Source organism: Xanthomonas arboricola pv. juglandis (assembly GCF_905367715.1).
Lineage (GTDB): Bacteria > Pseudomonadota > Gammaproteobacteria > Xanthomonadales > Xanthomonadaceae > Xanthomonas > Xanthomonas arboricola.
Window position 1 is genome coordinate 717,376 of the sequence record NZ_HG999362.1, and the last position, 26,336, is coordinate 743,711.

The following is a 26,336-nucleotide window of genomic DNA, read 5'->3' on the forward strand; positions in this document are numbered from 1 at the left end:
GCTGCCGCGCGCCAGTGCGGTGTGAAGGAAAAAGCGCCAGTTCTGTACTGCCTGGTGTTGTTTTGCAGTGCAGCGTGCAAGTGGCGTTCGGGGCGCGCACTATGATCCTGCATCCCGACGTGGGGGAGGGAGCAAAGTCCGCTGGCAGTTCGCTGCAAGCGGGCTTTTTTATTGCCTGAAGCTTGGCCAGCCAAGCCACTTGGCCTCCGCGCAGCGCGCGAAACGCCCAGATATTGAAGGCTTGGTCGGGCCACTGCCGGGTCGCTTTGAGCATCAACCGCCTACATGTTTTCGATCCGCGTGATGGGGGGGGCCAGCGGCCGCGCCTGCATATGTGGCCGGCTTCCGCTAGAATGAGATCAATTCTCATTTATCGCCGGGCGCCTTGCCGCCTGGGTCCAGCCGTCCAGGAGGTCATCGTGTCGGTTACGCAAGGTGCGCTTCATCAGCAGGTGGAGCGCCTGTACACCGACCACCATGGCTGGCTGCAGGGCTGGCTGCGGCGCAAGCTGGGCGATGCGTTCGTGGCTGCCGACCTGGCGCAGGACACCTTCATCAGCGTGATCAGCGCGGGTGCCGCCGACGAGATCCGCGAGCCGCGCCCGTTCCTGGCCACCATCGCGCGCCGGCTGATGGCGCACCGGCAGCGGCGCAAGTTGCTGGAAACCAGCTACCTGGAACTGCTGGCTGCGCTGCCGGAGGAATTGGCGCCGTCGCCGGAGCTGCAACTGCTGGCGCTGGAAGCGGTGCAGCAGGTGGACCAGGCGCTGGATGGCCTGCCGCCCAAGGTGAAGGAAGCCTTTTTGCTGGCGCATCTGCAGGAGCTGAGCTACGCGCAGATCGCGCAGCGGCTGGGCGTGTCCAGCAGCTCGGTCAAGCAATACCTCACGCGTGCCAACCGGCATTGTCTGTTCGCCCTGTCGGCGTGAGCTGCACGGATGGCTGACGCCGCCTCACCTCGTGCGCGCACCGCTGCCGGCCAGCGCGCGCCGCTGGCCGGCGGGCAACCGATCAGCGCCGAGGTCGCCGACCAGGCCGCGCAGTGGCTGACGGTGCTGATGTCCGGCACTGCGAGCCAGGCGCAGCTGCAGCGCTGGCAACAGTGGCGCGATGCGCATCCGGACCACGCGCGGGCGTGGGCGCATATCGAGGCGGTAACCGGGCGGCTGAAGACGCTGACCCCGCAGGCGGCCTATCGCAGCCTGTCGCCGTATGCGGGCAGCAACGGCCAGGCATCACCTGGCCGGCGCAAGGCGCTGAACCTGCTGCTCTGGGGCGGGGTGGCCGGGGCCACCGGCGTGCTGGCCTCGCGCACCGAACGCTGGCAGCGCGCCACCGCCGATTACGCCACCACGACCGGCCAGCGCCGCGAGGTGCAGTTGCAGGACGGCAGCCGCATCACCCTCAACACGCGCAGCGCCATCGACGTGCGGTTCGACGCGCAGCAGCGGCTGCTGCAGTTGCTGGCCGGCGAGATCATGGTGGCCACCGCGCACGCGCTGGGCGCGGGCCACGATGCGCGGCCGCTGCTGGTGCGCACCGCGCAGGGCGATATCCATGCATTGGGCACGCGCTTTTGCGTGCGCCAGGACGAACACGACACCCGGCTGAGCGTGCTGGAAAGCGCGGTGGAGGTGCGGCCACGTGCGGCCGCGCAGGCCGTCGGGCGCGTGCATGCGGGGGAGCAGTGTCGGTTTACTGCCGAGGCGCTCGGCGCCATCGCGCCGGTCGATGCACAGGCCGCGGCCTGGGTGCGCGGGCAGCTGATCGCCGACGAGTGGCGCCTGGATGCCTTCATCGCCGAACTCGACCGTTATCGCGCCGGGCTGTTGCGCTGCGACCCGCAGGTGGGCAGCCTGCGCGTCTCCGGCGTGTTCCCGCTGGACGACACCGACCGCATCCTGGCAATGCTGCCCAGCGTGCTACCGGTGCGAGTGAGCCGGCGCAGCCGTTACTGGGTGACGGTGCAGGCGGCCGGGCAGAGCTGAGGCGCTGCCAGCCGGCACGTCGCCGAAAAAAATTTTGCATCCGGGCTGCCCGATCGCCGCAGTTGTGGCACCTCCCCAATGACGGTGTCAGTGCGACACCAAACCTTTGTGGGAACAGCATGTCGATCACTGCCCGCCGCCGCGGCCAACTTTCTTCTTCGTCGTTGCAGCGCAACGCCCTGGTGCAGGCCGTGCAGCGGCCGCTCGGCACCGCCGTGGCGGTTGCGCTCTGCAGCCTGGGCGTGTGTGCGGGCATGCCCGATGCCATCGCCCAGACCGCGCCTGCCACGCAGGATGCACGCCAGGCTTATCGCATCCCCGCCGGCCCGTTGGCGCCGGCGCTGCGTGAACTGGCCGGTTCGGCCAACCTGTTGCTGAGCTTCACCGCCGCGCAGACCGACGGCAAGACCACTGCCGGGCTGGATGGCAGCTACACCGCATCGGCCGCCCTGGCCGCGCTGCTGGCGGGCAGCGGCTTGCAGGCCGTGCCGTTGCAGACCGGCGGCTACGTACTGCGCGCCGCGCCGCAGCTGAGCGCGAACAATATCGAGGTGGACGCGTGGCTGCTGCCCACCATCAAAGTGACCGCGCAGGCCAACCGCAGTGCGACCACCAGCGGAACCGGCAGCTATACCGCGCGCGCGGTCAGCATCGGCCGCGGCGAGCAGTCGCTCAAGGACATCCCGCAGTCGATCAGCGTGGTCACCCGTCAGTTGATGGACGAGCAGAACATCACCTCGGTCTACGACGCGCTGGCCAGCACCACCGGCATCACCATCGTGCAGAGCCCGCAGGGCGGCAAGTACATCTATTCGCGCGGGTTCGACATCACCACGGTGCAGTACGACGGCGTGCCGCTCAATCGCGGCATGTATGGCCGGGCAAGCAACTACAGCGCCAACATGGGCATCTACGATCGCGCCGAAGTGTTGCGCGGCGCGGCCGGCCTGCTGCAGGGTGCGGGCAACCCCGGCGGTGCGGTGAACCTGGTGCGCAAGCGTGCGCTGGATGTGCCAGGCGTCAGCGTGATGGTGCAGGGCGGCAGCTGGGATCGCTACGGCGCGCTGATCGATGGCAGCGCCAACCTCAGCGCCGATGGCGCATTGCGCGCGCGCGGGGTGATCGACTACCAGGAGCAGCGCTCGTTCGTCGATGGGGTCACGCGCCGCACGCCCACCTATTACGGCACGCTCGACTACACGTTCTCGCCGCAGACCCAGCTCAGCCTGGGCGTGAGCTACGAACAGGTGGAAGGCCGGCCGTTCTTCGGCGGTCTGCCCAGTTTCAGCGATGGCCGCGATATCGGCCTGCCGCGCCAGACCAATCTGGGTGCGGCATGGAACCGGCAGTCCTCGTCCAATCGCGGGTTGTATCTGGACCTGGACCATCGCTTCAATGCCGACTGGGTGTTCAAGCTCAGTGCGGTGCAGGTGCGCGAGCTGCACAATCTGAAATATGCCAGCTCCAGCCGCGCGATCAATCCGGCCAACGGCACCGGCGCGCTGCTGGCCGCGCGCACTATTTCCGATGCGGACGCTTTCGGCTTCGACGCCAATGTGATCGGGCAGTTCAATGCACTGGGGCGCAGGCACGAGTTGGTGATCGGCAGCAACTTCGCCGAAACCACCGTGGATACGGTCTACGGCAACAAGAACAACTTCCAGACCTTCAACGTGTTCAATCTGCAGCGCAATGTGCGGGCGATCAGCGATGCGGAAATCTTCGCCAATGCACGCGAGGCCCGGCATGGCACTTCGCGCGAATTCGGCTTGTACGGCGCACTGCGCTGGCAGCTGACTGATCCGTTGAGGGCCATCGTCGGCACCCGCGTGAGCTGGCACGACACCCTGTGGAACACCACCACCACCGGGCTGTCGCCGTCGCAATCGATCGAGCACACCCGCGAGACAGGGCAGGTCACGCCGTATGCCGGCCTGTTGTACGCCTTGAGCCCGACCTGGTCGGCCTACGCCAGTTATGCGGACATCTTCCAGCCGCAGAACGCGCAGACCGAAGCCGGCGAGATGCTCAAGCCGATGACGGGTGCCAACTACGAGCTTGGCATCAAGGGTGAGTGGCTGGACGGGCGCATCAACAGCGCGTTTGCGCTGTTCCAGATCGAGCAGAAGAACCGCGCCCAGGCCGACCTGACCACCAGCCCCACCTGCCGCAACAACGATTTCTGCTACATCGACAGCGGCAAGGTGCGCAGCCGCGGGTTCGATGCCGAAGTCAGCGGCGAGGTGCTGCGCGACTGGAACGTGTTTGCCGGTTACACCTTCAACCGCACCACCTACCTGCAGGATGTCAGCAGCCAGGGCCAGACCTTCAACAGCTACACGCCCAAGCATTTGCTGCGGGTATGGACCACCTACCGTCTACCGGGCGTGCTGCAGGACGTCACCGTTGGTGGCGGTGTCAGCGCGCAGAGCGCGGCGTATCGGCAGATCGGCACTGCCACCGCGCCGATCCAGGGGCGTGCGGTCTGGAATGCATTGGCGCGGTACCAGGTCAACCGGCAATGGTCGTTGGCGGTCAATCTCAACAACGTGTTCGACAAGCACTACTACAACACCTTGTCGAGCTTCGTTAACGGGCGCTATTACGGCGAACCGCGCAACGTGATGGTGACCCTGCGCGGCGCGCTGTGATGCGCGCACCAGCGCTGCGGTGGCGCATGGCGCGTGCCGGATGAAAGAAGGCTTTCGCCAAAGCATGGCCTGGCTGCACACCTGGTGCGGCCTGAGCTGTGGCTGGTTGCTGTGCGCGATCTTCCTGACCGGCACGCTCAGTGTGTTTCGCGATCCGATCACCAACTGGATGCAGGGCACACCGGCCTTGCCGAGTGCGAGCACGCAGACGGTCCTGTCGGAAGCAGCGCTGGTACCGCGTGCACTGGCGCAGCTGCATCAGCTTGCGCCACAGGCACGCCTGTGGCGGATCACCTTGCCCGCGCATCCGGGTGAGGCGCTCACGCTGTTCTGGCGGACACCGGAGGGCCAGGATCAGGCAGCGCTGGACCCCGGGAGTGGCGAGCTGCTGCCGTCTCCGTGGGGCCGGCAGACCGAAGGCGGCCGGCATTTCATGAGCTTCCACTACACCTTGCATGGCGGCATTCCCGGCTATTGGCTGGTGGGCTGGATGTCGCTGTGCGGGCTGATCGCGCTGGTATCCGGGGTGATCGTGCACAAGCGGATCTTTCTGGATTTCTTCACCTTCCGCCCGGGCAAGGGCCAGCGCTCGTGGCTGGACGCGCACAACGCCACGGCGGTGCTGACGCTGCCCTTCCTGCTGATGATCGTCTACACCGGCCTGGCGTATTTCTACACCAGCTACATGCCCGCGCCGTTGCACGCGCTGTACGGCAGCGACGAAGACGCCTACACGCGTTACGCCGATGCTCTGTCGCCGGCAATGCCTGCGGCCAGCGCAGACAAAGCAGCAGTCAACAACGTGCCCGCCTATCTGCCGGAGCTGGTGCAGCGAGCAGACTCGCTCAACGCTACGCCTGCGCAAACGCTGGTGATCGAGCGGCCCGATCAACCCGGCAGCAAGCTGCGCGTGATCGCGCGCGTGGCCGCGACCGGTAGCTCGCGGCGCCTGCTCAATCCGGCCAACAGCGTGGTGTTCGACGCGAACAGCGGCGCGCTGCTGGAGCGGCATGCGGATGCCGCACGCACGGACCTGCACGCGCAGGATGTGGAAGAAGTCATCAAGACCCTGCACGTGGCCGGGTTCGGCGGCTGGACCAGCAAATGGCTGTATTTCATCTGCGGCCTGGCCGGCACCTTGATGATGGCCACCGGCACCTTGCTGTTTTCGATCAAGCGGCGTCGGCGTAGCGAGCAGGAGTTCGGCGCGGCCACCGCCGGCATCTATCGGGTGGTGGAAGCGCTCAATGTCGCCGCGCTTGCGGGAACCGCCTTGGCGAGCATTGCGTATTTTTATGCCAACCGCCTGGTGCCGATCGCGCAGGCCGGGCGCAGCCAGATCGAAATCCACGCATTCCTGTGGGTATGGGCAGCCACGCTACTGCATGCACTGCTGCGCCCGCCCGCGCGTGCATGGGTGGAGCAACTGGCGATGACGGCGCTGCTGTGTGTCGGCTTGCCCCTGCTCAATGCGGTCACCACCGGGCAGCATCTGGGCGTGTACCTGGCTGCGGGCGACCTGCAGCGCGCCGGGGTCGAGCTGGTCTCGCTCGTCTTCGGCGTTGCATTTGCTTACGCGGCATATCGGGCGCACCGCAGCGCCGTGCGACCGGTGCCGACACGCGCCAGGCGTGGTGCCGCTGCCGCGATGGATGTGTTGTGAAGCCTGCTTCTAGCACCGCGTCGGTGACGCGCTACCGCTGGTCGGTTGCCGGTCGCGTGCTCGCTGCCAGCGTCGGCGGCTATACGCTGACCTCCACCGGTTGCAGCGTGCTGGCGCAGCTGCTGTCGCGGTTTGCCGGCGTGTCGCCTGCGGTTTCGGTGCTGAGCACGACCTTGCTGAGTTTCGCCATCTACACCGTCGTCGTGCTGTGGATGTTTCGTGCGCGCAGTGCATTGCGCATGTGGGGCTGGCTGGGCGTGGGTATCGCTGCGCTGGGCGGCGCGAGCTGGTTGCTGGGACATCCGCCATGGATGGCCTGATCACCGCGCTGCTGGACACCGCGCTCTGCCATGCCGCGATGATGGCCCTGGCCGTGGCGATGCATCGCCACTACGAGCAGCTCACCGGCCGCCGCACTGCGCCGATCATGCAGCGATGGTTGCTGCGTGCGATGGCTGTCTTTCTGTTGATCGCCGCGCTGATGCTGTGCGTGATCGCTTGGGGCGGAACGGTGGGCACCTTGTTGTGGCTGGGGTTTGTCAGCGTGGCCGCGCTGTGGGTAGCGCTGGGCCTGGCGTACGCGCCGCGCTGGAGTGCGTGGCTGGCAGTGCTGCTGGGCTGCGTCGCATGCGGGGTGGTGGGCTGGCGCGTGCTGTAGTTTGCTGTTGTTTGAAGGCCACACACACCGACTAGCTTGACTGGTCCTTGCCCGCCCACCGTCGCGGGACCTTACGCGGCATGGATGCCGCGTAAGAGCCTACACGGAGGTACTTGCGGCGTGTCCCGCGATGGTGGGCGGGCAAGGGCTCTGCAGCCAGGCTGCAGAGCCGCCGCTCTACAACTGATCCATCTGCACTTCCCAAGCCCCAGTACACAAGGCACAAGGCAGTCGAGACCGAGAAAGGTGGGCTTGTTCAGCCGCGATCGGATGCTTGAATCAAAAACTCGGTGAGTCGAGTGCACGGTGGCCTCACCGCTTGCGGGACACGCCGTGAACCCGTCCCTGGGGGCTCGGTGGCGGCATCCATGCCGCCACACGGTCCCGCAACCGGCGAGGCCACCGCACCAGACAGTTGGTCGGCTGCTTTCCTGAAAGCGTGTGACTCGGACTGCGTCGCAGACGTGGCATTTTCAGGTTGCGTGTTGGAGGCTTGCCTGCCGCTCGGCTTGCGATGGAGAAATGATGAAAGTTGGGCGAATGCCGAGTGATCCAACCAGCGCACGTCGTGAACCGCATGCACCGCTTGCAACCATGCACACCGACCCTCTCGACAGGTCCTTGCCCGCCCACCGTCGCGGGACCTTACGCGGCATGGATGCCGCGTAAGAGCCTACACGGACGTACTTGCGGCGTGTCCCGCGATGGTGGGCGGGCAAGGGCCCTGCAGCAAGTCACAGATCAACCGCTCCGCAACTGATCTATCCACACTGCTGAGTCCCCTTCAGACACAACGCCCAAAAAAAAACGAGACGTCGAACAAGCCGCCAAGGAGCCCGCAACCAGTACGGACATCACGCCCGCCCACATGACCGCATGTTGATGGGACCACACGCAGCGCGGTGATGAACCCAGTAGTCGTATTGCTGCCTCTAGACACTGCTGCATCGCCCGCATGCACGTGCCGCCATCGCGCAGGGATGCCAGAATCGGCGCATGTCGCTGCCTACCTCATCCGTGTCTCCTGCGCTCACCGCCCTGATCGAGCGGGCCGTGGCGCGTGTCCGTCATGCCGTGCCGGCCGACCAGCCCTGGCCGGGCGATGACTTCGCTCGGCAGCTCGAACAGGTTGCGCTTGCCAGCGAGTTTGCGCTCGATACCTTGGCGCGTCAGCCGGCATTGCTGCAGCACCTGGCGCAGCCGGATCCACCGCCGTTGCCACTGCCGGTGCTCGACCCCGCGCAGCCCCAGGCCTGGCCGGCGCAGTTGCGACGCTACCGCAGTGCCGAATCCACGCGCCTGGTCTGGCGCGATGTGCTCGATCTGGCCAGCGTCGATGCCACCCTGGCCGGTGCCACCCGCCTGGCCGAAACCTGCCTGCAATGTGGGCTGCAGGCGTTGGAGCAGCAATTCCGCAACCGCCACGGCCAGGTGATTGCCGAAGACGGCAGCGTGCAGCGGCTGGTGGTGTTCGGGCTGGGCAAGCTCGGTGGTGGCGAGCTGAATTTTTCCTCGGATGTGGATCTGGTCTATGCGTATCCGCAGGGCGGCCAGTCCGATGGTGCCCGCCCGTTGGCAGCGGAGGAATATTTTGCGCGGCTTGGCCAGCAGCTGGCCAAGCTGCTCGACGAGACCACGGCCGATGGATTCAGCCATCGCGTGGATCTGCGTCTGCGCCCGTTCGGCACGGCCGGGCGGGTGGCCTTGTCGTTCACCGGCATGGACCAGTACTTCCAGCGCGAAGGACGCGACTGGGAGCGCTATGCCTGGCTCAAGGCGCGCGCGGTGGCCGGCGATATCGATGCCGGCGAAGCCTGGCTCAAGACGCTGCGCCCCTTCGTCTACCGGCGCTATCTGGACTTCACCGCACTGGACGGCCTGCGCGAGATGAAGGCGGCGATCACTGCCGAAGTCGCCCGCCACGATCGTCTGGACGACATCAAGCGCGGGCCGGGCGGCATTCGCGAGATCGAGTTCCTGGCGCAATCGCTGCAGCTGATTCGCGGTGGGCGCGAGCCGAGCCTGCGCGAGCGTCGCCTGCTGCCTGCCCTGCAGGCGCTGGTGGAGGCAGGCCAGATCGATGCGGACAACGGGCATGCATTGACCGAGGCGTATCGCTTCTTGCGCCGGCTCGAAAATCGTCTGCAGATGTTGCGCGATGCACAGACCCATGCCTTGCCGCAGGCGCCGCTGGATCGCGAGCGCATCGCGCTGGGCCTGGGTTATGCGGATTGGCCGGCACTGCTGCAGGCACTCGCCCCGCAACGCGCGCGCGTTGCCGCCGAATTCGCCGAGCTGCTGGCACCGCGCGTGCGCGCCACCGCCCCCGACGCGCTTGCCGACTACTGGCGCGCCTTGCCGGAAGGCGATGCCGCGCCGCTGGCCGGCATCGGATTGCACGATCCAGCCGGCGCGCATCAGGTGCTGGCCGATTTTGCGCAGTCCTCCGGCGTGCGTGCGCTCTCCGATACCGCAAGCGCGCGGCTGGACCGCGTCATGCCGGCGCTGCTGCATGCGGCCACCCGCGCCAGCCAGCCGGACGCCGCCGTGCGCCGCATGCTCGGCCTGCTGCAATCCACCTTGCGCCGCACCAGTTACCTGGCCTTGCTGGACGAACAACCCAGCGCGCTCGCACGCCTGGTCGATGTGCTCTCGCGAAGTGCCTTGCTGGCCGAACGCCTGGCTGCGCATCCGCTGTTGCTGGACGAATTGCTCGACACCCGCATCAGCGGTCCGTTGCCCGACCGCGACGCGTTGCACGCTGCATGCCTGGACACCTTGCAGATCGAGGACACCGAAGCGGCGCTGCGCGAACTCAACGAGCGCCGGCTCGCCTTGAGCTTCCGCATTGCGCTGGCCACGCTCGATGGCCGCCAGCAGGCGGTGGACAGCACCCAGCAACTGGCCTGGCTGGCCGAAGCGGTGGTGCAGACGGTGCTGCAGCTGGCGCGCCGCGAACTGATCGCCGCGCACGGGCAGGTGCCGGGCGGGGCGTTTGCCATCATCGGCTACGGCAGCCTGGGCGGCCTGGAGCTGGGCTTCGGCTCGGACCTGGATCTGGTGTTTCTCTACGACCATCCACGCGAGGTGGAAGCCTCCGATGGCAAGCGAGCGCTGGAAGCCGGGCGCTGGTTTGCGCGGCTGGCGCAGAAGGTGATGACCTTGCTGGCCGCGGAAACCGGCGCCGGCCGTCTCTACGAGATCGACGTGCGGCTGCGCCCGGATGGCGGCAAGGGCGCGTTGGTGTCATCGCTGGCCAGTTACCGCGACTACCAGCGCGAGCGCGCCTGGACCTGGGAGCATCAGGCGCTGGTGCGTGCGCGTGCGGTGGCCGGCGATGCGGCGCTGTGCGCGGCCTTCGCGCAGGTGCGTGCCGACACGCTGACACGCGTACGCGATACCGCCGTGCTGCACGAGGACGTGCGCAAGATGCGCGCGCGCATGCGCAGCGAACTGGATCGCAGCGATGCGGGGCGGCTGGATCTCAAGCAGGGCGCCGGCGGCCTGGTCGATCTGGAATTCGTCCTGCAGGCCGGCGTGCTCGGCCAGGCTGCACAGCACCCTGAGTTGCTGCTGGCCTGCGCCACGCCCGCCTTGATCGATGCATTAGTGCAGGTGCAATGGCTGCCGGCCGAGCGTGCCGCACCGCTGCACCAGGCGCATGCCACTTTGGTGGAAGCGGGCCTGAGTTGCACTCTGGATCGCCGGCCGCGGCTGATCCCGCCAACGCCTGCCATCGAGCAGGCACGGCACAGCATCTTCACTACCGCGCACGCGCAAGGGCTGGAGTTTCCGCTCGGCAAGGACGTGGCAACGCTACCGCCTTGAGTGACCGGTAGCTGGCGTTGCAAGGTGAGACGCGTGCAGCGCACAGGCCGGGTCGGCAGAAGCGCGGGTGCGTTGGAATGGCGTCCCTGCACCGCGCCTGGTGTTGGCCTGATTGCCGGTGCGTAGGCGAGCCGGTCAGCCCTGCGGTCGCGGCGCACTGCGCCACAGCAGTGCGCGGAACGGGCCGAGCAGGAACACGCCCATGCCCAGCTTCACCGCCAGGTCGCCGGCCGCCCAGCTGATCCATGGCAGTCCAGCGCCAGCAAAGGCGATGCTCCAGAAGATCGTCGTATCCAGCGTGGCGCTGCAGGTGGTGGCCACGATCGGTGCACGCCACCAATTGCCACTGCGCAGCCGGTCGAACACGCTGATATCCAGCAGCTGTGCAGCGATGAAGGCGGTGCACGAGGCCGCCGCGATGCGCGGGGTGGCCAGCCAGAGCGACAACACCACCGCTAGCGCAAACCCGCACCAGGCGACCTTGCGCGCCGCGCGCGGGCCGAAGCGGCGATTGATCAGGTTACTCACCAGAAACGCCAGCGGATACGAGAACGCGCCCCAGGTCAGCCAATCGTTGATCGGGTACTGCACCAGGATGTTGGACAACAGCACCACCGCGCCCATGGCCAGGACCGCCCACGCCAATGCGCGCGCGGTGAGTGGGGCGAACGGCGTCGGCGCGGTGCTGGACATGACGGTGCGGTAGTGACAGAACAGCGCGGATTATCCGCGCGTTGGCGTATGCGGGCCAGTGCGCTAATGCGCATGCACGACACGACGGCGTGCCGTTGGTGCAACCAGCGTGCTGGTCAACGTATGGCCGCCAGCATTGTTGAGTGACGCGCTGCGGATCACTCGTGCTCGCGCAACCGCGTGATGCGTGAGCGCCGCGCTGCCGTTCGAGCGCATACCGGCGGGTCACCAGGTCAATCTGCGCCTATAGCGTTACCGATTACGGCGCGATCAGCGCGCTGGCAATTACCTGCGTGCGTACATGCGTGCCACGCATCGGCGCGCCAAGGCTCCGCAACAGCACGTGGCCGTACGCGTCGGTGATCAACAAACCATCACGCAGGCAGTTCGGCAGACAGTGGAAGATGCCCCTGCGCGCACGGCACGCAGCATCATGTCCGCAAACGGTGCGTCAGTGACGCGCCATCCTGGCCGACAGCGTCTGCAAGCCGCTTCCCTGCATCACCAGGTGGTGCTGCTGTTCTGCGCGGCAGATTCCGCGGTCGGCACGAATGCCAGCGCCTGCCCTTGTGGCGATTGCACCGTCCAGCCTGCACCAGCCGGGCTCGGCTGGAAGGTCACCGTCTCGCCAACGCGAAAGCCCGCAGTCGGGTCGCCCTGGCGAGCCGGCCAGCGCAGCAGCGCGGTGTTCTCGGCGTTTGCCGGATCCTGCAACTGCACCTGGCAGCCGCCGTCAGTCTTTTTTTCCACCGACTTCACCCGCATCGGCGGCAATGGCCCGGCCGAGGCCTTGTGCGATGCGTCGCTGAGTGCTTCCGAGCCTGCGATGGCACTATGGCCCAGCGCCAACGACACGAAGTACGGCGCGGAGATCACCAGGATCGCCGACATCGCCGAGGCATCGCCACGGGTGATCGTGGTCAGGCCCGCATGGGCCTGCATCGGCTGGCCGAACGAGATGGCCAGCAGCAGCCCAAGGCCGGCAGATCGAAGAGGGATATTCATGGAGATGCTCCGTGCGTGGCAACGCTGTGGGGAATGGACTGGTCCTGCTGCAGCATCTGTTGCTGCTGCAGGAAATCGAACACCGACTCGACCGTGATCACCGAATAGTTGCCGGAGATGCGCTCGCTGGCGGGATGGTCGGTCACTGCGGCATTGGCGACGAAGAAACGGGCGCCAATGCGCTTGCTCAGATCCAGATGCAGGCGGGTAGGTTGGTAGCCATTGCGCTTGAGCCAGGCTTGCGCGCTGCGTCGATCGCTCACCGGTGCAGCTGTCGCATCTGCTGCATTGGTCGCCGCCAATGCCGCCGCCAGTACTTCGAGCACCCACTGGTTGGAATTCTGATAATCGGTGGAGAACGGGTAGGCGATCATGCTGTAGCGCGCCTCGTGCAGCGCATGTGCCAGCGTGGCCGGATCCTGCAGCAACGTGCGCAGTTGCTGCTGCAGCGCCGGTGCCGGCACGCCGACGCGCAGATCGGCAGTGAGGGCACTTTCGCCGATGAAGTTGCTCAGACCTTCGTGATACAGCGCGGAGTTGTCCGACTTGCAGTGATTGAGCAGGTGCTTCACCCGCCAGGTGCCGTCGTCCTCGCGCAGCGCGAAGGCCAGATGGCTGTGTTTCAAGCCATAGCGGCTCAGATCCTGACCGCCGCGTGCCAGCAGCACGACCTGCGCACCGTCCACTGCGTCCAGCGCCTGCTGGGTGGACCTGGCCATGTCGAACATCGCCGCCAGCGTGGCGGGGGTCGGATAGTGCGGGGTGCACACCGGCGCCGCGATGGCGGGGAGTGCGCACGTCAAGGAGACGAGCAACAGCGCCGTTGCAGGCCAACCGCGCGGTTTGTGTGCAAGTTGCATGGGGAGTGCAGCGTCTTTGTGTCTGCCCGGTGGCATCGGCGGCGGCACCATCATACGTGCAGGCGCGCACGCACCAGTGCGGCGATGCGCTGGGTTTCGCGCAATGGATGCAGCTGCGGCGGCGTTGCGAAAACATCGCCGGCATCGCACAGACGGTCACGCGCCTGCAGTGCCCGCACATATGTCGCCACCCGGCCTTGTGCCTGTCCGGCAAACGCCGCTGCCACCGGTACCCGCGTGGCGCAGGCTTCGGAGAGCAGGTTGACCGAGTCGGCACTGGCCACGATCGCATCGGCCCAGCCCAGCAGGCCGGCGTACGGGTTGGGCCCGTCACGCTCGTCGCACCACAGCAGGCCTGGCAGGCCTGCATGCACCTTGCGCAGCGTTGCGATCGCCTCGGGCGGGGTGCGTCGTGAGGTGGTGACCAGCAGGCTGCCGCCGGCGGCGAGCACCTGCGCGCGCAGGTGCGTGCACAGTGCCGCAAGCGCTTCGGTGGTCCAGGGCAGCTGCGTGGTGGGGCCGCCGATCAACAGCGCCAGGCGCGGGCCGGGCTGCACGCCGAGCGCAGCGAAGGCGGCGCGCCCGGCGGCCAGCCAGGCATCGTCCACCGGGTGCAGGCTGCCGAGCAGGGTGAGCACGTTGGCGCCACGCAGCGCATCGTGCTCGGGCACGACCAGCAGATCCCAGTGGCGCGGGTCCAGGCGCGGATCCAGCAGCTGCACCACCCGGCTGCCGCGCGTGCGCAGCAGCCGGGTGGCCAGCGCGGCCTGGCGCCCGCAGCCGATCGCCAGCGCCGGCGGCTGCTGCAATTGCCGGGCAAAGCCGGATCCAAACGCCGCCTGCGCGCCCGGCAACAGGCGCGGTGCGGCCCAACGCCATGGCGCGCGGGCCTGCAGATGCAGCGCCGTGACCGGTGCGGAGTGCAGCGCCTGCGCCAAGGCCTCGGCCTGGCGTGCATTGCCGGCGCGGCCGTCGCTGACCGCCCAGGTCAGCGCCATCGTTTCAGATCCGACATAGATTTGTTTCAGATTGAGCGTGTGTTGCCGCAATCGCGTCACTCTACACTGCGGGTCTTCACGCTGGCGCCGGTGCTGCACCCTACTGTCGCCCATTCCCTTGCTTCCCGGAGTCTCCATGTCCGACTTGCTCGACGCTGCCGCGCTGGATCAGCTGTTTCGCACCGCCCGCACGCAAAACGCCTTTCTCGACAAGCCGGTCAGCGAGGCGCAGCTGCGCGAGCTCTACGATCTGCTGAAGTGGGGCCCGACCGCCGCCAACGGGTCGCCGGCGCGTTTCGTGTTCGTGACCACGCCGGAGGGCAAGCAGAAGCTCAAGCCGGCACTGTCCGAGGCCAATGCCACCAAGACCCTGGCCGCGCCGGTGACGGTGATCATCGGCTCCGACGAGGAGTTCCACGAAAAGCTGCCGTATTTGTTCCCGCATGCCGACGCCAAGAGCTGGTTCGAAGGCTCGCGCGAGATGCGCGTGTCCGGCGCGTTCCGTAACAGCTCGCTGCAGGGCGCCTACCTGATCCTGGCCGCACGTGCGCTGGGTCTGGATGCCGGCCCGATGTCCGGCTTCGACAATGACAAGGTGGATGCGGCGTTCTTCGCCGGCACGCCGATCAAGTCCAACTTCCTGGTCAATCTGGGCTACGGCGATCCGGCCGGGCTGTTCCCGCGGCTGCCGCGGCTGAGCTTCGACGAAGCCGCACGCATCGAGTAACAGCGGCTGGCGCCGCGGCTGCGCGCACCGTCGGGCGGGCGCAGCCGGCGCTCCGGCAGGCAGGAGCCACGTACACTCCGGCTTCGGGGCGCGCCACCCGCACCACCTGACGACCGCGCCTTGTGCAACCCGCCCCGGGCGCCCGTTTCGATTTTCCTGCAGTCCTCGTCCGTCTGCGTCTGTTCCATCCGCGTTGATCCAATGCGGTCCCTCATCTCAAGGAGTTTCAATGAAGACCACCCACAAACTGTTGCTGCCGCTCGCCCTGACCCTGGCCATCGCCGCCTGCTCCAAGCCGGCCGACAACGCCGCCGCACCTGCTGCCGAAACCCCGGCCGCCACCACACCGGCCGATGCCGCTGCCACCACCCCGGCCCCGGCTGCTGCGCCGGCCGCCTCGACCGCCCCGGCCGTGGAAGTGGCCTCCGGCACCTACACGCTGGATCCGAGCCACACCGACGTGATCGCGCAGTGGAGCCACTTCGGCTTCTCCAACCCGAGCGCGCATTTCGGCAATGTCGACGGCACCCTGGTGTACGACGCGGCCGACGTGACCAAGTCCACCGTGCAGGTCACCCTGCCGCTGTCGGGCCTGAACAGCTTCACCGCCAAGTTCGACGAGCACCTGAAGAGCGGTGACTTCTTCGACGCGGCCAAGTTCCCGACCGCCACCTTCAAGAGCACCAAGGTCGAAGCGGCCGGCCCCAACAAGCTGACCGTCACCGGCGATCTGACCATCAAGGATCAGACCAAGCCGGTCGTGCTGGACGTCACCCTCAACGGTGCCGGCGAGCACCCGATGAAGAAGGTGCCGGCAGCCGGTTTCGACGCCACCACCACCATCAAGCGCACCGACTTCGGCGTGGGCCAGTACGCCCCGAACGTCAGCGACGAAGTGAAGATCCGCATCACCACCGAAGCCCTGCAGGCCAAGGCCGGTGACGCTGCTGCTGCCAAGTAAGTCGCAGCGCAGTCGATGCATCGGTGCGAGCGATCGCACCGATGTGCGGAACGCAAAAGCCCGCCGATCGGCGGGCTTTTGCTTGAGCGCTTGACCACAGCCGCAGGCCCAAACAAGCGCACCTGCACCCACAACCCCCCGGCTTTTGTAGGAGCGGCCCAGGCCGCGAGAGCTCCACCCTCCGCCCCGCCACGATGCGCACGCCAACGCCTCACTCCGCAGCAGGGTTCGCCTTCCAGTAGCCCTTCGCGCGTACCGAGTCCTTGTCCACGCCCATGTGCTCTTCGAGAAACTTGCGCATCGCACGCGCGCGCATGGATTCGGTACCGATCCAGTAGAACGTGTCGCCGTCGTGCGGCTCGTAATCGCGCAGGCTGTCTTCCAGCAACGTGCTGCTGGCGGCATCGAAGCCGTTGCGTTCCAGCCAGTACACCTCCACCTCGGCGGCGCTGAGCAGTTCCTGGCGCTCGGCCGCATCGGCAATTTCGATAAAGACCTCTGCATGCATGTCGGCGGGCATCGCTTCCAGCCAGCGGCCGATCGCAGGCAGCGCGGTTTCATCGCCGATCAGCACGTAGTGGTCGTAGTCGTCGGCAACCAGGAACGAGCCGCGCGGACCGCCGATCTTCAGCGTGTCGCCGGGCTGTGCCTGCGCCGCCCAGCTGGAGGCCACGCCGTCGCCGTGCAGCACGAAGTCGATGCTCAGCTCGCCGCTTTGCGGATCGAATGCGCGCGGGGTGTAATCGCGGCCGGGCGAGGGCAGCGCGCCTTCGGCATAGCGCGGGCCGTCCGGCGTCATCGTCGGCAGCACGAAGGCGCCATCGGCATTGGGGAAGAACAGCTTGACGTGATCGTCCGGTGCCTCGCTCTGAAAGCCGGCAAGCTCGCTGCCGCCAAACACGATGCGACGCATCTGCGGCGTCAGCGATTCGCAGCGCACCACCTGCACGGAGCGCAGGCGCGGATCGCGGCGGAGTTGGGTGTGGGTGTGGATGGCCATGTAGTGCGATTCCTGGATGTGGCGCGCAGATGCGCGGCGGGGGAGTGACTGCAAACGGTGATATGACGATCTGGCCAGCCAAGTGGCGAAAAAAAGCGGGTGTTGCTCATCCTTCTCCCGTCGGGAGAAGGTGCCCCCGCAGGGGCGGATGCGGGTACGGGCGAAGCCGCGTGCATCTGCCAACCAAGCAAGGTCGATTTCGTGCAGCGACACACTGATCAAATCGCAGAACAGCGCAGGGACAGCAATGCATGCATGCCACTGACGCCGCGTAACGCAAACACCGCGATGACGCGTCACTGCCGCAAGTCGCATTCAAACCGGTATCGGTTGGCTTCGGACCACAGCGATGGGCGTACTCAGCCGTCGTCGCGCTCCATGCCGTCAGCGGCGGCGTTGAGTAGCGCGGCAATGCGTGTGGTTTCTGCATCCGTCCATTGCCCGTGCCGCGCAAACAGGCCGTGCTTGATGCGGTGGATGGCCTCGCGAATCGGCGCCGGGGTCTGTGCCTTGATCAGCTCGCGCGCGCGGCGGTGGGTGCGGGCCAGCGCCGCATCCAGTGCGTCGCGGTGCTGCGCCGCATGCGTGCGGCCGGAGGTTGTGACCTGGTAGCGCTTGCGTCCTTCGTCCAGCGCGGTCTGCACCCAGCCATCGGCTTCAAGCTGCGCCAGCGCCGGATAGATGGCGCCCGCACTGGGCGTGTACAGGCCTTTGAACAGCGCAGTGATCTGCCGCATCAACTCGTAGCCATGGCGCGGCTGTTGCTCGATCAGCGCCAGCAGCAGCAAGCGCAGGTCGCCATGTTCCAGCGGCCGTGCGCGCCCGGCGCCGCCGCGGCGCGTCGCACTGGGCGCCGCGGATGGATCGAGCTCACTCGGCAGGTCGTCGTGGCGGGAGCGCATTGTCATTCGATATATCGAAGTATGGCGAAAAGATATATCGAAGCGTGCTGGCCTGCAAGCACCTGCCTGTCGCCCGGCTGACCGGCCTGGTCATCCCTGCCGACCATGCTGCAACGCGGCTAGACACAGTCGATCTCCATAATTACGATGTAATTACTTCGACATTACGGGCTTGGCCCGGTGAGGCAGACGCATGAGTCGACAGTGGGACACCCAGGCCGAAAGCCGGCGCCAGCGCCTGCAGCGCGCCGCAGCCCTGGCGCCGCAGGGGCGCGTGGTGGCCGCCGACGACGTGGTGGCGCTGCTGGAGGCGGTGATCGAACCCGGCGACCGCGTCTGCCTGGAAGGCAACAACCAGAAGCAGGCCGACTTCCTGGCGCGCTGCCTCACCGAGGTGGACCCGGCGCGCGTACACGACCTGCACATGGTGCAATCGGTGTTGTCGCTGCCCGCGCATCTGGACGTATTCGAGCGCGGCATCGCCAAGCGGCTGGACTTCTCGTTCTCCGGCCCGCAGGCCGCGCGCCTGGCCGGGCTGGTCGGCGAGGGCCGCATCGAGATCGGCGCCATCCACACCTACCTGGAATTGTTCGGCCGCTATTTCATCGACCTGACCCCGCGCATCGCGCTGGTCACCGCGCAGGCCGCCGACCGCCACGGCAATCTCTACACCGGCCCGAATACCGAAGACACCCCGGTGATCGTGGAGGCCACCGCGTTCAAGGGCGGCATCGTGATTGCGCAGGTCAACGAGATCGTGGACACGCTGCCGCGCGTGGACATCCCGGCCGACTGGGTGGACTTCGTCACCCAGGCGCCCAGGCCAAACTACATCGAACCGCTGTTCACCCGCGACCCGGCGCAGATCTCCGAGATCCAGGTGCTGATGGCGATGATGGCGATCAAGGGCATCTACGCCGAATACGGCGTGGACCGGCTCAATCACGGCATCGGCTTCGACACCGCCGCGATCGAATTGCTGCTGCCCACCTATGCCGAATCGCTGGGGCTGAAGGGCAAGATCTGCCGGCACTGGGCGCTCAATCCGCATCCGGCGCTGATCCCGGCGATCGAATCGGGTTTCGTGCACTCGGTGCATTCGTTCGGTTCGGAACTGGGCATGGAGGCCTACATCGCCGCACGCCCGGACATCTTCTTTACCGGCGCCGACGGCAGCATGCGCTCCAATCGTGCGTTGTCGCAGACCGCCGGCTTGTATGCCTGCGACATGTTCATCGGCTCCACCCTGCAGATCGATCTGCAGGGCAACAGCTCCACCGCCACGCGCGACCGCATCGCCGGTTTCGGCGGCGCGCCCAACATGGGTTCGGATGCGCGCGGCCGCCGGCACGCCAGCGACGCCTGGCTCAAGGCCGGGCGCGAGGCGGCGCGCCCCGGCGAGATGCCGCGCGGACGCAAGCTGGTGGTGCAGATGGTGGAAACCTTCCGCGAACACATGGCGCCGGCCTTCGTCGACAGGCTCGATGCCTGGGAGCTGGCCGAGCGCGCCAACATGCCGCTGCCGCCGGTGATGATCTACGGCGACGACGTCAGCCACGTGCTGACCGAAGAAGGCATCGCCAACCTGTTGCTGTGCCGCAGCGCCGAAGAGCGCGAGCAGGCCATCCGTGGCGTGTCCGGTTACACCGCCGTCGGCCTGGGCCGCGACAAACGCGCGGTGGAAAACCTGCGCGATCGCGGCGTCATCAAGCGGCCGGAAGACTTGGGCATCCGTCCACGCGATGCCACGCGCGACCTGCTCGCCGCGCGCACGGTCAAGGACCTGGTGCGCTGGTCCGGTGGGTTGTACGACCCGCCGAAACGTTTTCGCAACTGGTAGGGGCACAGCATGGAAACCCTGCGGTATCGCTTCGATGGTCAGCATGGCGCACGCGCCGGGCTGGACCATGCGCTGGTCGGCGTGGTCGCCTCCGGCAACCTGGAAGTGCTGGTCGAGCGCGTGCCGCTGGACGGCGCGATGGAGATCGAGATCCTCACCGCCGCGCGCGGGTTCGGCACCATCTGGCAGGCGGTGCTGGACGATTTCGCCGCGCGCCATCCGCTGCGCGATGTGCGCATCAGCATCAACGATGTCGGCGCCACGCCGGCGGTGGTGAGCCTGCGCCTGGAGCAGGCGCTGGACGTCCTGCAGGGAGCCGCCGCATGAGCTATCCCTCTCACCCCGTAGGAGCGCACCAGGGCGCGACGGGCTTTCCTGGTAACGCTTCAGTCGCGCCTGGGTGCGCTCCTACGCGCGTCGTTGGGAGCACCATTGTCGATAGTGCCGAGCGCAGCCACAACGAACCGGCATACCGCAGCGATGCTGTAGGAGCGCACCAGGGCGCGACGGGCGTTCCCGGTAACGCTTCAGTCGCGCCCAGGTGCGCTCCTACGCATGTCGTTGGGAGATACGTATGAGCACCACCATTCCCATGGCCGAGCGCAGCTACTACGAGGCCGATGCGCGCGAGCGTATCGATGGCGTGCTGGATGCCGGCAGCTTCCGCGAATTCGTCGGTCCGCGCCGTCGCCTGATCAGCCCGCATCTGGCCCAGCTGGACACGCCCGGCGCCTTCGATGACGGCATCGTCGTCGGCGAAGGCACGCTGCGTGGGCGTAACGTGCTGATCGCCGCGCAGCAAGGCGCCTTCATGGGCGGCGGCGTCGGCGAGGTGCACGGTGCCAAGCTCACCGGCCTGCTCGAACGCGCCGCCGCCACGCAACCGGCGGCAGTGCTGTTGCTGCTCGACACCGGCGGCGTGCGTCTGCACGAAGCCAACGCCGGCCTGATCGCCATCTCCGAAATCATGCGCGCCACCTTGAACACGCGCGCCGCCGGCGTGCCGGTGCTGGCCTTGATCGGCAGCGGCAACGGCGCCTTCGGCGGCATGGGCATCGTGGCGCGCTGCTGCAGCGCGGTGATCATGTCCGAAGAAGGCCGCCTGTCGCTGTCCGGCCCGGACGTGATCGAAACCGTGCGCGGTGTGGAGGAGTTCGACGCGCGCGACCGTGCCCTGGTGTGGCGCGTCACCGGCGGCAAGCACCGCTATCTGCTGGGCGAGGCGCAGACGCTGGTGGCCGACCGCATCGCCGCATTCGCCGATGCCGCCGTGCAGGCGCTGGACACGCTGGCCGAGCCGGAAGGCGAGGCCGCATTGCAGGCGCTGGAACTTGCACAGCAGCAGTTGTCCGCGCGTATCGCCGCCTACGGCGATTGCCGCGACGGCCTGGAGATCTGGCAGCGGCAGGGCATTGTCGAGGCGCAGCGCCTGCCGCTGCTGGACACCGACGCCTTCCTCGCCGCCACCGCCGACCGGAGCACGCCATGGAACTGAGCCAACTGCTGGACCAGCTGTTTCCGCTCGGCCACGCCATCGCCCGCAACGACGATGTGCTCACCGGCAGTGCCACCACGGCCGCGGGCGAGGTCACCGTGATCGGTACCGCCAACAAGCTGGAAGTCGGTGTGGACCACGCGCTGGCACTGGCGGCGACCGTGTTGGCGAGCACGCGCGCGCATCCGCAGCGGCCGATCGTGATGCTGGCCGATACCGCAGGGCAACGGCTAGCGCGCCGCGACGAACTACTCGGCATCAACGGCTATTTCGCGCATCTGGCATGCACGCTGGATCTGGCACGCAAGCGCGGCGCGCGGCTGGTCACGCTGGTGTATGGCGAATCGGTCAGCGGCGGCTTTCTGTCGTTCGGTCTGATGGCCGACCATATCCACGCATTGCCGGATGCGCAGATCCGCGTGATGGATCTGCGCGCGATGGCGCGCGTCACCAAGCAGAGCGTGGACACCTTGCAGGCGCTGAGCAAGAGCTCGCCGGTGTTTGCGCCTGGCGTGGAGAACTACGTGCGCATGGGCGCGGTGGAGTCGCTCTGGGATGGCGATCTGGCGCAGGCGCTGCGCGATGCCCTGTCCGCGCCCAGCGATGGCGATCAACGCCGGGCACTTGGCGCGCAGCGTGGCGGGCGCACCCTGGCGCGCGATGTCGCTGCCGCCGTGGCCGCGGGCGAGGGCTGAGCATGCCCGGCCGCCACGCACTGGTGTGGCTGCATCCCGACGTGCGCTGGCAGGCGCTGACGCCGGGTGCGCAGCCACGGCTGCAGCAGTGGTTTGCCGCTGGTCTGCCGGCAGTGGTGGCGCGTGGCGATGGTAGCGAGGCACCCGGCAGCCTGCGGCTGGGCGTGCCGTTGCCGCCAGACGAAGGCAAGCAGCGCCTGGCATTGAGCGCCGGCCTGGACGAGGTTGCGCGCAGCACCGCGCCATTGGCGCTGGACGCGGTGATCGCAGCCGCACCCGCCGCGATGCAGCCTGCACTGCAGGCCTTGCTGACCCAGTGCAATGCCAACGCGCTGCAGCCGCGCGTCTTCGGCAGCTTCGCATGGCAGGCCCTGACCGGGCTTGCGTATGTGCACGCGCAATCGGATCTGGACCTGTTGTGGTCCATCACCACACCCGAGCAGGCGCAGGCCGTGGTGACAGTGCTACAGCGCTGGGAACAGCGCCACGGGCTGCGCGCAGACGGCGAACTGCTGCTGCCCGACGACACCGCGGTGAACTGGCGCGAGTACGCCGGCAGCGCGCAACAGGTCTTGGTGAAGTCCCCCAACAGCTGCCGCTTGCTGCCGCGCAGCGCGCTGTTTCCGGTGTGGAGCGCGGCATGAGCACGCTGGTCGAACGCACTGCCGATGCCAGGCGCTCCGTGACGCCTTGCAACGCGGTGGGGCGGCAGCGGCCAGTGACAGGAGCCAAACAAACGGGCATCGCACCATCCCTGGTTGATGCTGCCAGCCAATCGACGCGCCAGGTGTGTGCCGATCGTGAATCGACGCTCGCACCGACACCGGCAGCGGCGCACGACGTACCGCCGCAGCCGCTACTGCGCCTCGCGCGCGCAGGCGCTGGTTCGAACCGCGTGCATGCGTCATCGCGCACTGCATGCACGCATGGCGAGCTGCAAGACAGTGCAGCCCGGCAAGACGCATTGCATCCTGAAGCCGGCACTGCCAGCGCACTGGCGCATCGGCTGGGTCGGCTGGCGGTCGCCGCCCTGCATGCGGAACTCGGCTGCGCGCCAAAGCCCGGCCTGGTCACGCCGTTCGACAGCGGCAGCCATGCCGATATGGACGCGTCGACATTCCTGCGCAGCCTGTTCGCCCTGCGCTGCTACTTCGTCGCGATTGCACAGGCCGGTATCGACAACGCGCCGTTCGAGCAATTGCGCCAGCTCGGCATCGCGGCCGAAGCGGCGATGCTGCGCGCCACCGGCGGCATCAATACCCACCGCGGTGCGATCTTCAGCCTGGGCCTGCTCACTGCGCAGGCGGCGCGCTTGCGTGCCGTGCATGGGCATGCCCCTGCCGGCGAAGCAGTCTGCAGCGCGGTGCAGGTCTGGCGCGATGCATTGCAGGCCGCGCCGCTAGATCCACGCAGCAATGGCCAGCGCGTGCGCGCGGCGTTCCGGATCAGTGGCGTGCGCGAACAGGCCGCGGTCGGGTATCCATTGCTGCGCGAGATCGCACTGCCGTCTCTGCGTAGCGCACTGAACCGCGGCGCCACGCGCGAGGCCGCACTGGCGCAGACCTTGATGCACCTGGTTGCCGAGGTCGACGATCTCAACCTGCTGCACCGCGGCGGGCAAGACGGGCTGGCTTACGCAAAGGCGCAGGCGCACGCGTTTCTGGCCGATGGTGGCATCGCGCATCCGCAGTGGCGCGAATGCTTGCACACCATCGGCAGGCAATTCGTCGCACGTCGCCTGAGCCCAGGCGGCAGCGCCGATCTGCTGGCCTGTGCCTGGTTCCTGCACTGTCAGGAGACGGCATGAGCCTGTGTCGAGCACTGGCAGCTGCGAGGGCAACGTCCACGCAGGCGTGTGGCGGCGCGGCCCGTCGCACTGTCTCAGTGAACGGCCTGCTTGTCCTGGTCACGGAACAAAATGCCCGCAGCGCGAATGAGGGCCACGCTCGCACAAGGCACAGCATGTTCTGCAAGCAGGCCATCGCATGAGCCTGGCCGTGCTCTGTCCCGGCCAGGGTGGGCAGCACGCCGCGATGTTCGCGCGGGTTGCCGATGCGCCTGCCGCGGCCGAGGTAATCGCTGCCGCGAGCGAGGTGCTTGGCGCCTCGGCGCAAACGCTGGCGGCAGACAACTCCCGCTACACCAATGCCATCGCACAGCCGCTGGTCTGCGCCGGCACCTTGGCGCACTGGCAGGTGCTGCGTGCGCAGCTGCCCACGCCGGTGCTGGTGCTGGGCTACAGCGTCGGCGAGCTGGCCGCGCATGCGGTGGCCGGCAGCATGGAGATCGCCACCTGCTTGCAGCTGGCTGCCACCCGCGCGCGCCTGATGGACGCGGCCAGCCCGCAACATGCCGGCTTGATGGCGGTGCTCGGCCTGCCGCTGCGCACGCTGGAGGCGCTGTGCCGGACGCATGGCGCGGCCATCGCCATCGTCAATGGCGACGACCACGCCGTGCTCGGTGGCCCGCAGGCGGCGCTGCAGGCACTGGGCGATGCAGCGCAGGCGCAGGGCGCACGCGTCACGCCGTTGCCGGTGAGCGTGCCGGCGCATACGCCGTGGTTGCGGGCGGCTGCCGACGCCTTCGCCGTCGAATTGAACAATGCGGCCGTGCAGGCGCCCAGGCTGCGTGTGCTGGCCGGCATCGATGCGCGTGCCGTCACCACGCAGGCCCTGGTGGTGGACACGCTGGCCGCACAGATCGCGCAGACCGTGCGCTGGTCCGAGGTGCTGGTGCAGGCTGCCGAACGCGGCGCGCGGGTGTTTCTCGAACTGGGGCCAGGCAGCGCATTGGCGCGCATGGCGCGCGAGCGCGTGCCGGACTGCGAAGCGCGATCGGTCGACGAATTTCAGAGCACCCACGGGGTGGTCGAGTGGGTCAACGCCGCATGCGAGCGTGCGGCATGACGGTCGAGCAGGTGCTGCACACGGCGTGACCCTTGGGTGGCGGGTGGCCATCCGTGCTGTACGCGTATCAGGTGTCTGGGAGGGCGCATGACCCCGCAAATTGCAACGATTCTTGGCTTGGTGATCATGTTCATCGTCGCCACCGCATTGCCCATCAACATGGGCGCGGTGGCCTTCGCGCTGGCCTTCATCATCGGTGGCGTGTGGGTGGGTCTGGACGGCAAGGAGGTGCTGGCCGGCTTTCCGGGCGACCTGTTCCTGACCCTGGTCGGCATCACCTATCTGTTCGCCATCGCGCAGAAGAACGGCACCATCGATCTGCTGGTGCACTGGGCGGTGCGCGCGGTGCGCGGGCGCATCGTCGCCATTCCCTGGGTGATGTTCGTCATCACCGGCCTGCTCACCGCCTTCGGTGCGCTCGGGCCGGCGGCGGTGGCCATCATCGGCCCGGTGGCGCTGCGCTTTGCCAAGCAGTACCGCATCAATCCCTTGATGATGGGCCTGCTGGTGATCCATGGCGCGCAGGGCGGCGGCTTTTCGCCGATCAGCGTGTATGGCGGCATCACCAACAAGGTGGTGGAAAAGGCCGGGCTGGACGTCACCGAAATGGCGGTGTTCCTCACCAGCCTTGGCTTCAACCTGATGATGGCGATCATCTGCTTCTGCGCCTTCGGCGGGCTCAAGCTGATGCGCCGTCAGGAGGTGTCGCTGGCCGATGCGCAGTATGTGGCGGTGGCCGACGACCAGGCTTCCAAGCGCCCGTTCGCGATCGAAGGGCATGGTTCGCTGGTGGCTGCCGGTGGCGGCACCTTGTCGACCAATCCGCTGGCGCTGGAGGCGGTCGCCATCACGCGCGATCGGGTGATCACGCTGGTCGGCCTGCTCGGCCTGGGCGTCGCCGCGCTGGTCTACAACCTCAACGTCGGCCTGGTCTCGATCACCGTGGCGGTGGCATTGGCGCTGATCTCGCCCAGCGCGCAGAAGGGCGCAGTGGACGGCATCAGCTGGTCCACGGTGCTGTTGATCAGCGGCGTGGTCACCTATGTGGCGGTGCTGGAAAAGGCCGGTGCGGTGGACTACATCGGCACCGGCGTGTCGCATATCGGCATGCCGTTGCTGGGGGCGCTGCTGGTCTGCTACGTCGGCGGCATCGTTTCCGCATTCGCCTCGTCGGCGGCGGTGCTGGGCGCCACCATCCCGCTGGCGGTGCCGTTCCTGATGCAGGGCCAGCTCGGTGCGGCCGGGGTGATCTGCGCGCTGGCGGTGTCGTCCACCATCGTCGATGTCAGCCCGTTCTCCACCAACGGTGCGTTGGTGGTGGCCTCGGCCGCCAAGGAAGAGCGCGACGCGCTGTTCCGCCGCTTCCTGGTCTACAGCGGGCTGGTGGTGTTGCTGGGGCCGCTGGTGGCCTGGCTGCTGTTCGTGGTGCCGGGCTGGCTGTGATCCGGCCCGCGTCCGGCAGGGCA

Annotated in this window: 23 protein-coding genes; 17 read left to right on the plus strand and 6 right to left on the minus strand. The window is 67.5% G+C overall.

Annotated features, from left to right (window positions below):
• The first annotated feature begins 419 nt into the window (after nucleotides 1-419).
• From KHN93_RS03035 to glnE, 7 genes are all read left to right on the plus strand, one after another.
• Nucleotides 420-929 carry a sigma-70 family RNA polymerase sigma factor gene (locus KHN93_RS03035; protein ID WP_016902856.1) on the plus strand — a complete coding sequence of 170 codons (510 nt, stop codon included), beginning with the start codon at nucleotides 420-422 and terminating at the stop codon, nucleotides 927-929.
• A gap of 9 nt (nucleotides 930-938) precedes the next feature.
• Entirely contained in the window at nucleotides 939-1,988 is a 1,050-nt protein-coding gene (locus tag KHN93_RS03040) for a FecR domain-containing protein (RefSeq protein WP_211921941.1), read from the plus strand.
• A gap of 119 nt (nucleotides 1,989-2,107) precedes the next feature.
• Nucleotides 2,108-4,639: a TonB-dependent siderophore receptor gene (locus tag KHN93_RS03045; protein ID WP_211921943.1), complete on the plus strand. Its 2,532-nt coding sequence runs from the start codon at nucleotides 2,108-2,110 to the stop codon at nucleotides 4,637-4,639.
• Nucleotides 4,640-4,703: 64 nt separating this feature from the next.
• Nucleotides 4,704-6,302 (plus strand): PepSY-associated TM helix domain-containing protein, encoded by a 1,599-nt coding sequence (locus tag KHN93_RS03050; protein WP_244812193.1) that lies wholly within the window; start codon nucleotides 4,704-4,706, stop codon nucleotides 6,300-6,302.
• Nucleotides 6,299-6,622 carry a hypothetical protein gene (locus tag KHN93_RS03055; protein ID WP_211921947.1) on the plus strand — a complete coding sequence of 108 codons (324 nt, stop codon included), beginning with the start codon at nucleotides 6,299-6,301 and terminating at the stop codon, nucleotides 6,620-6,622. The genes KHN93_RS03050 and KHN93_RS03055 overlap by 4 nt, the downstream gene beginning before the upstream one ends.
• Entirely contained in the window at nucleotides 6,610-6,960 is a 351-nt protein-coding gene (locus tag KHN93_RS03060; RefSeq protein ID WP_211921949.1) for a DUF3325 domain-containing protein, read from the plus strand. The genes KHN93_RS03055 and KHN93_RS03060 overlap by 13 nt, the downstream gene beginning before the upstream one ends.
• 996 nt (nucleotides 6,961-7,956) lie before the next feature.
• The gene (gene glnE / locus KHN93_RS03065) at nucleotides 7,957-10,788 is read left to right on the plus strand and encodes a bifunctional [glutamate--ammonia ligase]-adenylyl-L-tyrosine phosphorylase/[glutamate--ammonia-ligase] adenylyltransferase (protein ID WP_211921950.1); all 2,832 of its coding nucleotides are present in this window, start codon (nucleotides 7,957-7,959) and stop codon (nucleotides 10,786-10,788) included.
• Between the two features lie 135 nt (nucleotides 10,789-10,923).
• Here glnE and KHN93_RS03070 read toward each other — a convergent pair whose 3' ends face one another.
• The 4 genes from KHN93_RS03070 to KHN93_RS03085 all read right to left on the minus strand — a co-directional run bounded on the left by KHN93_RS03070 (nucleotide 10,924) and on the right by KHN93_RS03085 (nucleotide 14,344).
• Nucleotides 10,924-11,481: a VUT family protein gene (locus KHN93_RS03070; protein WP_024937878.1), complete on the minus strand. Its 558-nt coding sequence runs from the start codon at nucleotides 11,479-11,481 to the stop codon at nucleotides 10,924-10,926.
• 501 nt (nucleotides 11,482-11,982) lie between these two features.
• Nucleotides 11,983-12,486 (minus strand): hypothetical protein, encoded by a 504-nt coding sequence (locus tag KHN93_RS03075; RefSeq protein ID WP_211921952.1) that lies wholly within the window; start codon nucleotides 12,484-12,486, stop codon nucleotides 11,983-11,985.
• The gene (locus tag KHN93_RS03080) at nucleotides 12,483-13,346 is read right to left on the minus strand and encodes a DUF2145 domain-containing protein (RefSeq protein ID WP_039531172.1); all 864 of its coding nucleotides are present in this window, start codon (nucleotides 13,344-13,346) and stop codon (nucleotides 12,483-12,485) included. The genes KHN93_RS03075 and KHN93_RS03080 overlap by 4 nt, the downstream gene beginning before the upstream one ends.
• 50 nt (nucleotides 13,347-13,396) lie before the next feature.
• Complete coding sequence (locus KHN93_RS03085; protein ID WP_039531169.1) at nucleotides 13,397-14,344, minus strand: mitochondrial fission ELM1 family protein; 948 nt, start codon at nucleotides 14,342-14,344, stop codon at nucleotides 13,397-13,399.
• A 136-nt stretch (nucleotides 14,345-14,480) separates the two neighbouring features.
• On the opposite strand from KHN93_RS03085, the gene KHN93_RS03090 reads away from it, so the two are divergent.
• Both KHN93_RS03090 and KHN93_RS03095 read left to right on the plus strand, forming a co-directional pair.
• The gene (locus tag KHN93_RS03090) at nucleotides 14,481-15,071 is read left to right on the plus strand and encodes a malonic semialdehyde reductase (RefSeq protein WP_039523198.1); all 591 of its coding nucleotides are present in this window, start codon (nucleotides 14,481-14,483) and stop codon (nucleotides 15,069-15,071) included.
• 229 nt (nucleotides 15,072-15,300) lie between these two features.
• Entirely contained in the window at nucleotides 15,301-16,032 is a 732-nt protein-coding gene (locus KHN93_RS03095; protein ID WP_102583300.1) for a YceI family protein, read from the plus strand.
• A gap of 211 nt (nucleotides 16,033-16,243) precedes the next feature.
• Here KHN93_RS03095 and KHN93_RS03100 read toward each other — a convergent pair whose 3' ends face one another.
• Both KHN93_RS03100 and KHN93_RS03105 read right to left on the minus strand, forming a co-directional pair.
• On the minus strand, nucleotides 16,244-17,032 hold the full coding sequence (locus KHN93_RS03100; RefSeq protein ID WP_046345572.1) for a siderophore-interacting protein: 789 nt from the start codon (nucleotides 17,030-17,032) through the stop codon (nucleotides 16,244-16,246).
• A gap of 359 nt (nucleotides 17,033-17,391) precedes the next feature.
• Nucleotides 17,392-17,934, minus strand: coding sequence for a PadR family transcriptional regulator (locus KHN93_RS03105; protein WP_102583299.1), 543 nt, complete (start codon nucleotides 17,932-17,934; stop codon nucleotides 17,392-17,394).
• 193 nt (nucleotides 17,935-18,127) lie between these two features.
• Here KHN93_RS03105 and mdcA point away from each other — a divergent pair, with 193 nt between their 5' ends.
• From mdcA to KHN93_RS03145, 8 genes are all read left to right on the plus strand, one after another.
• On the plus strand, nucleotides 18,128-19,774 hold the full coding sequence (mdcA, locus tag KHN93_RS03110) for a malonate decarboxylase subunit alpha (RefSeq protein WP_024937871.1): 1,647 nt from the start codon (nucleotides 18,128-18,130) through the stop codon (nucleotides 19,772-19,774).
• 9 nt (nucleotides 19,775-19,783) lie between these two features.
• Entirely contained in the window at nucleotides 19,784-20,101 is a 318-nt protein-coding gene (gene mdcC / locus KHN93_RS03115) for a malonate decarboxylase acyl carrier protein (protein WP_016902872.1), read from the plus strand.
• Between the two features lie 265 nt (nucleotides 20,102-20,366).
• Complete coding sequence (locus KHN93_RS03120) at nucleotides 20,367-21,269, plus strand: biotin-independent malonate decarboxylase subunit beta (RefSeq protein ID WP_212579589.1); 903 nt, start codon at nucleotides 20,367-20,369, stop codon at nucleotides 21,267-21,269.
• Entirely contained in the window at nucleotides 21,260-21,964 is a 705-nt protein-coding gene (gene mdcE / locus KHN93_RS03125) for a biotin-independent malonate decarboxylase subunit gamma (protein ID WP_211921954.1), read from the plus strand. Before KHN93_RS03120 ends, mdcE begins: the two co-directional genes overlap by 10 nt.
• Before the next feature lie 2 nt (nucleotides 21,965-21,966).
• A complete protein-coding gene (mdcG, locus tag KHN93_RS03130) occupies nucleotides 21,967-22,608 on the plus strand; it encodes a malonate decarboxylase holo-[acyl-carrier-protein] synthase (RefSeq protein ID WP_211921956.1) in 642 nt (213 codons plus the stop codon).
• A gap of 320 nt (nucleotides 22,609-22,928) precedes the next feature.
• Nucleotides 22,929-23,771, plus strand: coding sequence for a triphosphoribosyl-dephospho-CoA synthase MdcB (gene mdcB / locus KHN93_RS03135; RefSeq protein ID WP_211921959.1), 843 nt, complete (start codon nucleotides 22,929-22,931; stop codon nucleotides 23,769-23,771).
• A 178-nt stretch (nucleotides 23,772-23,949) separates the two neighbouring features.
• A complete protein-coding gene (gene mdcH, locus KHN93_RS03140) occupies nucleotides 23,950-24,870 on the plus strand; it encodes a malonate decarboxylase subunit epsilon (protein ID WP_104601134.1) in 921 nt (306 codons plus the stop codon).
• Between the two features lie 87 nt (nucleotides 24,871-24,957).
• Nucleotides 24,958-26,313, plus strand: a complete 1,356-nt coding sequence (locus tag KHN93_RS03145; RefSeq protein WP_039523211.1) for an SLC13 family permease — start codon at nucleotides 24,958-24,960, stop codon at nucleotides 26,311-26,313.
• Nucleotides 26,314-26,336: the final 23 nt, after the last annotated feature.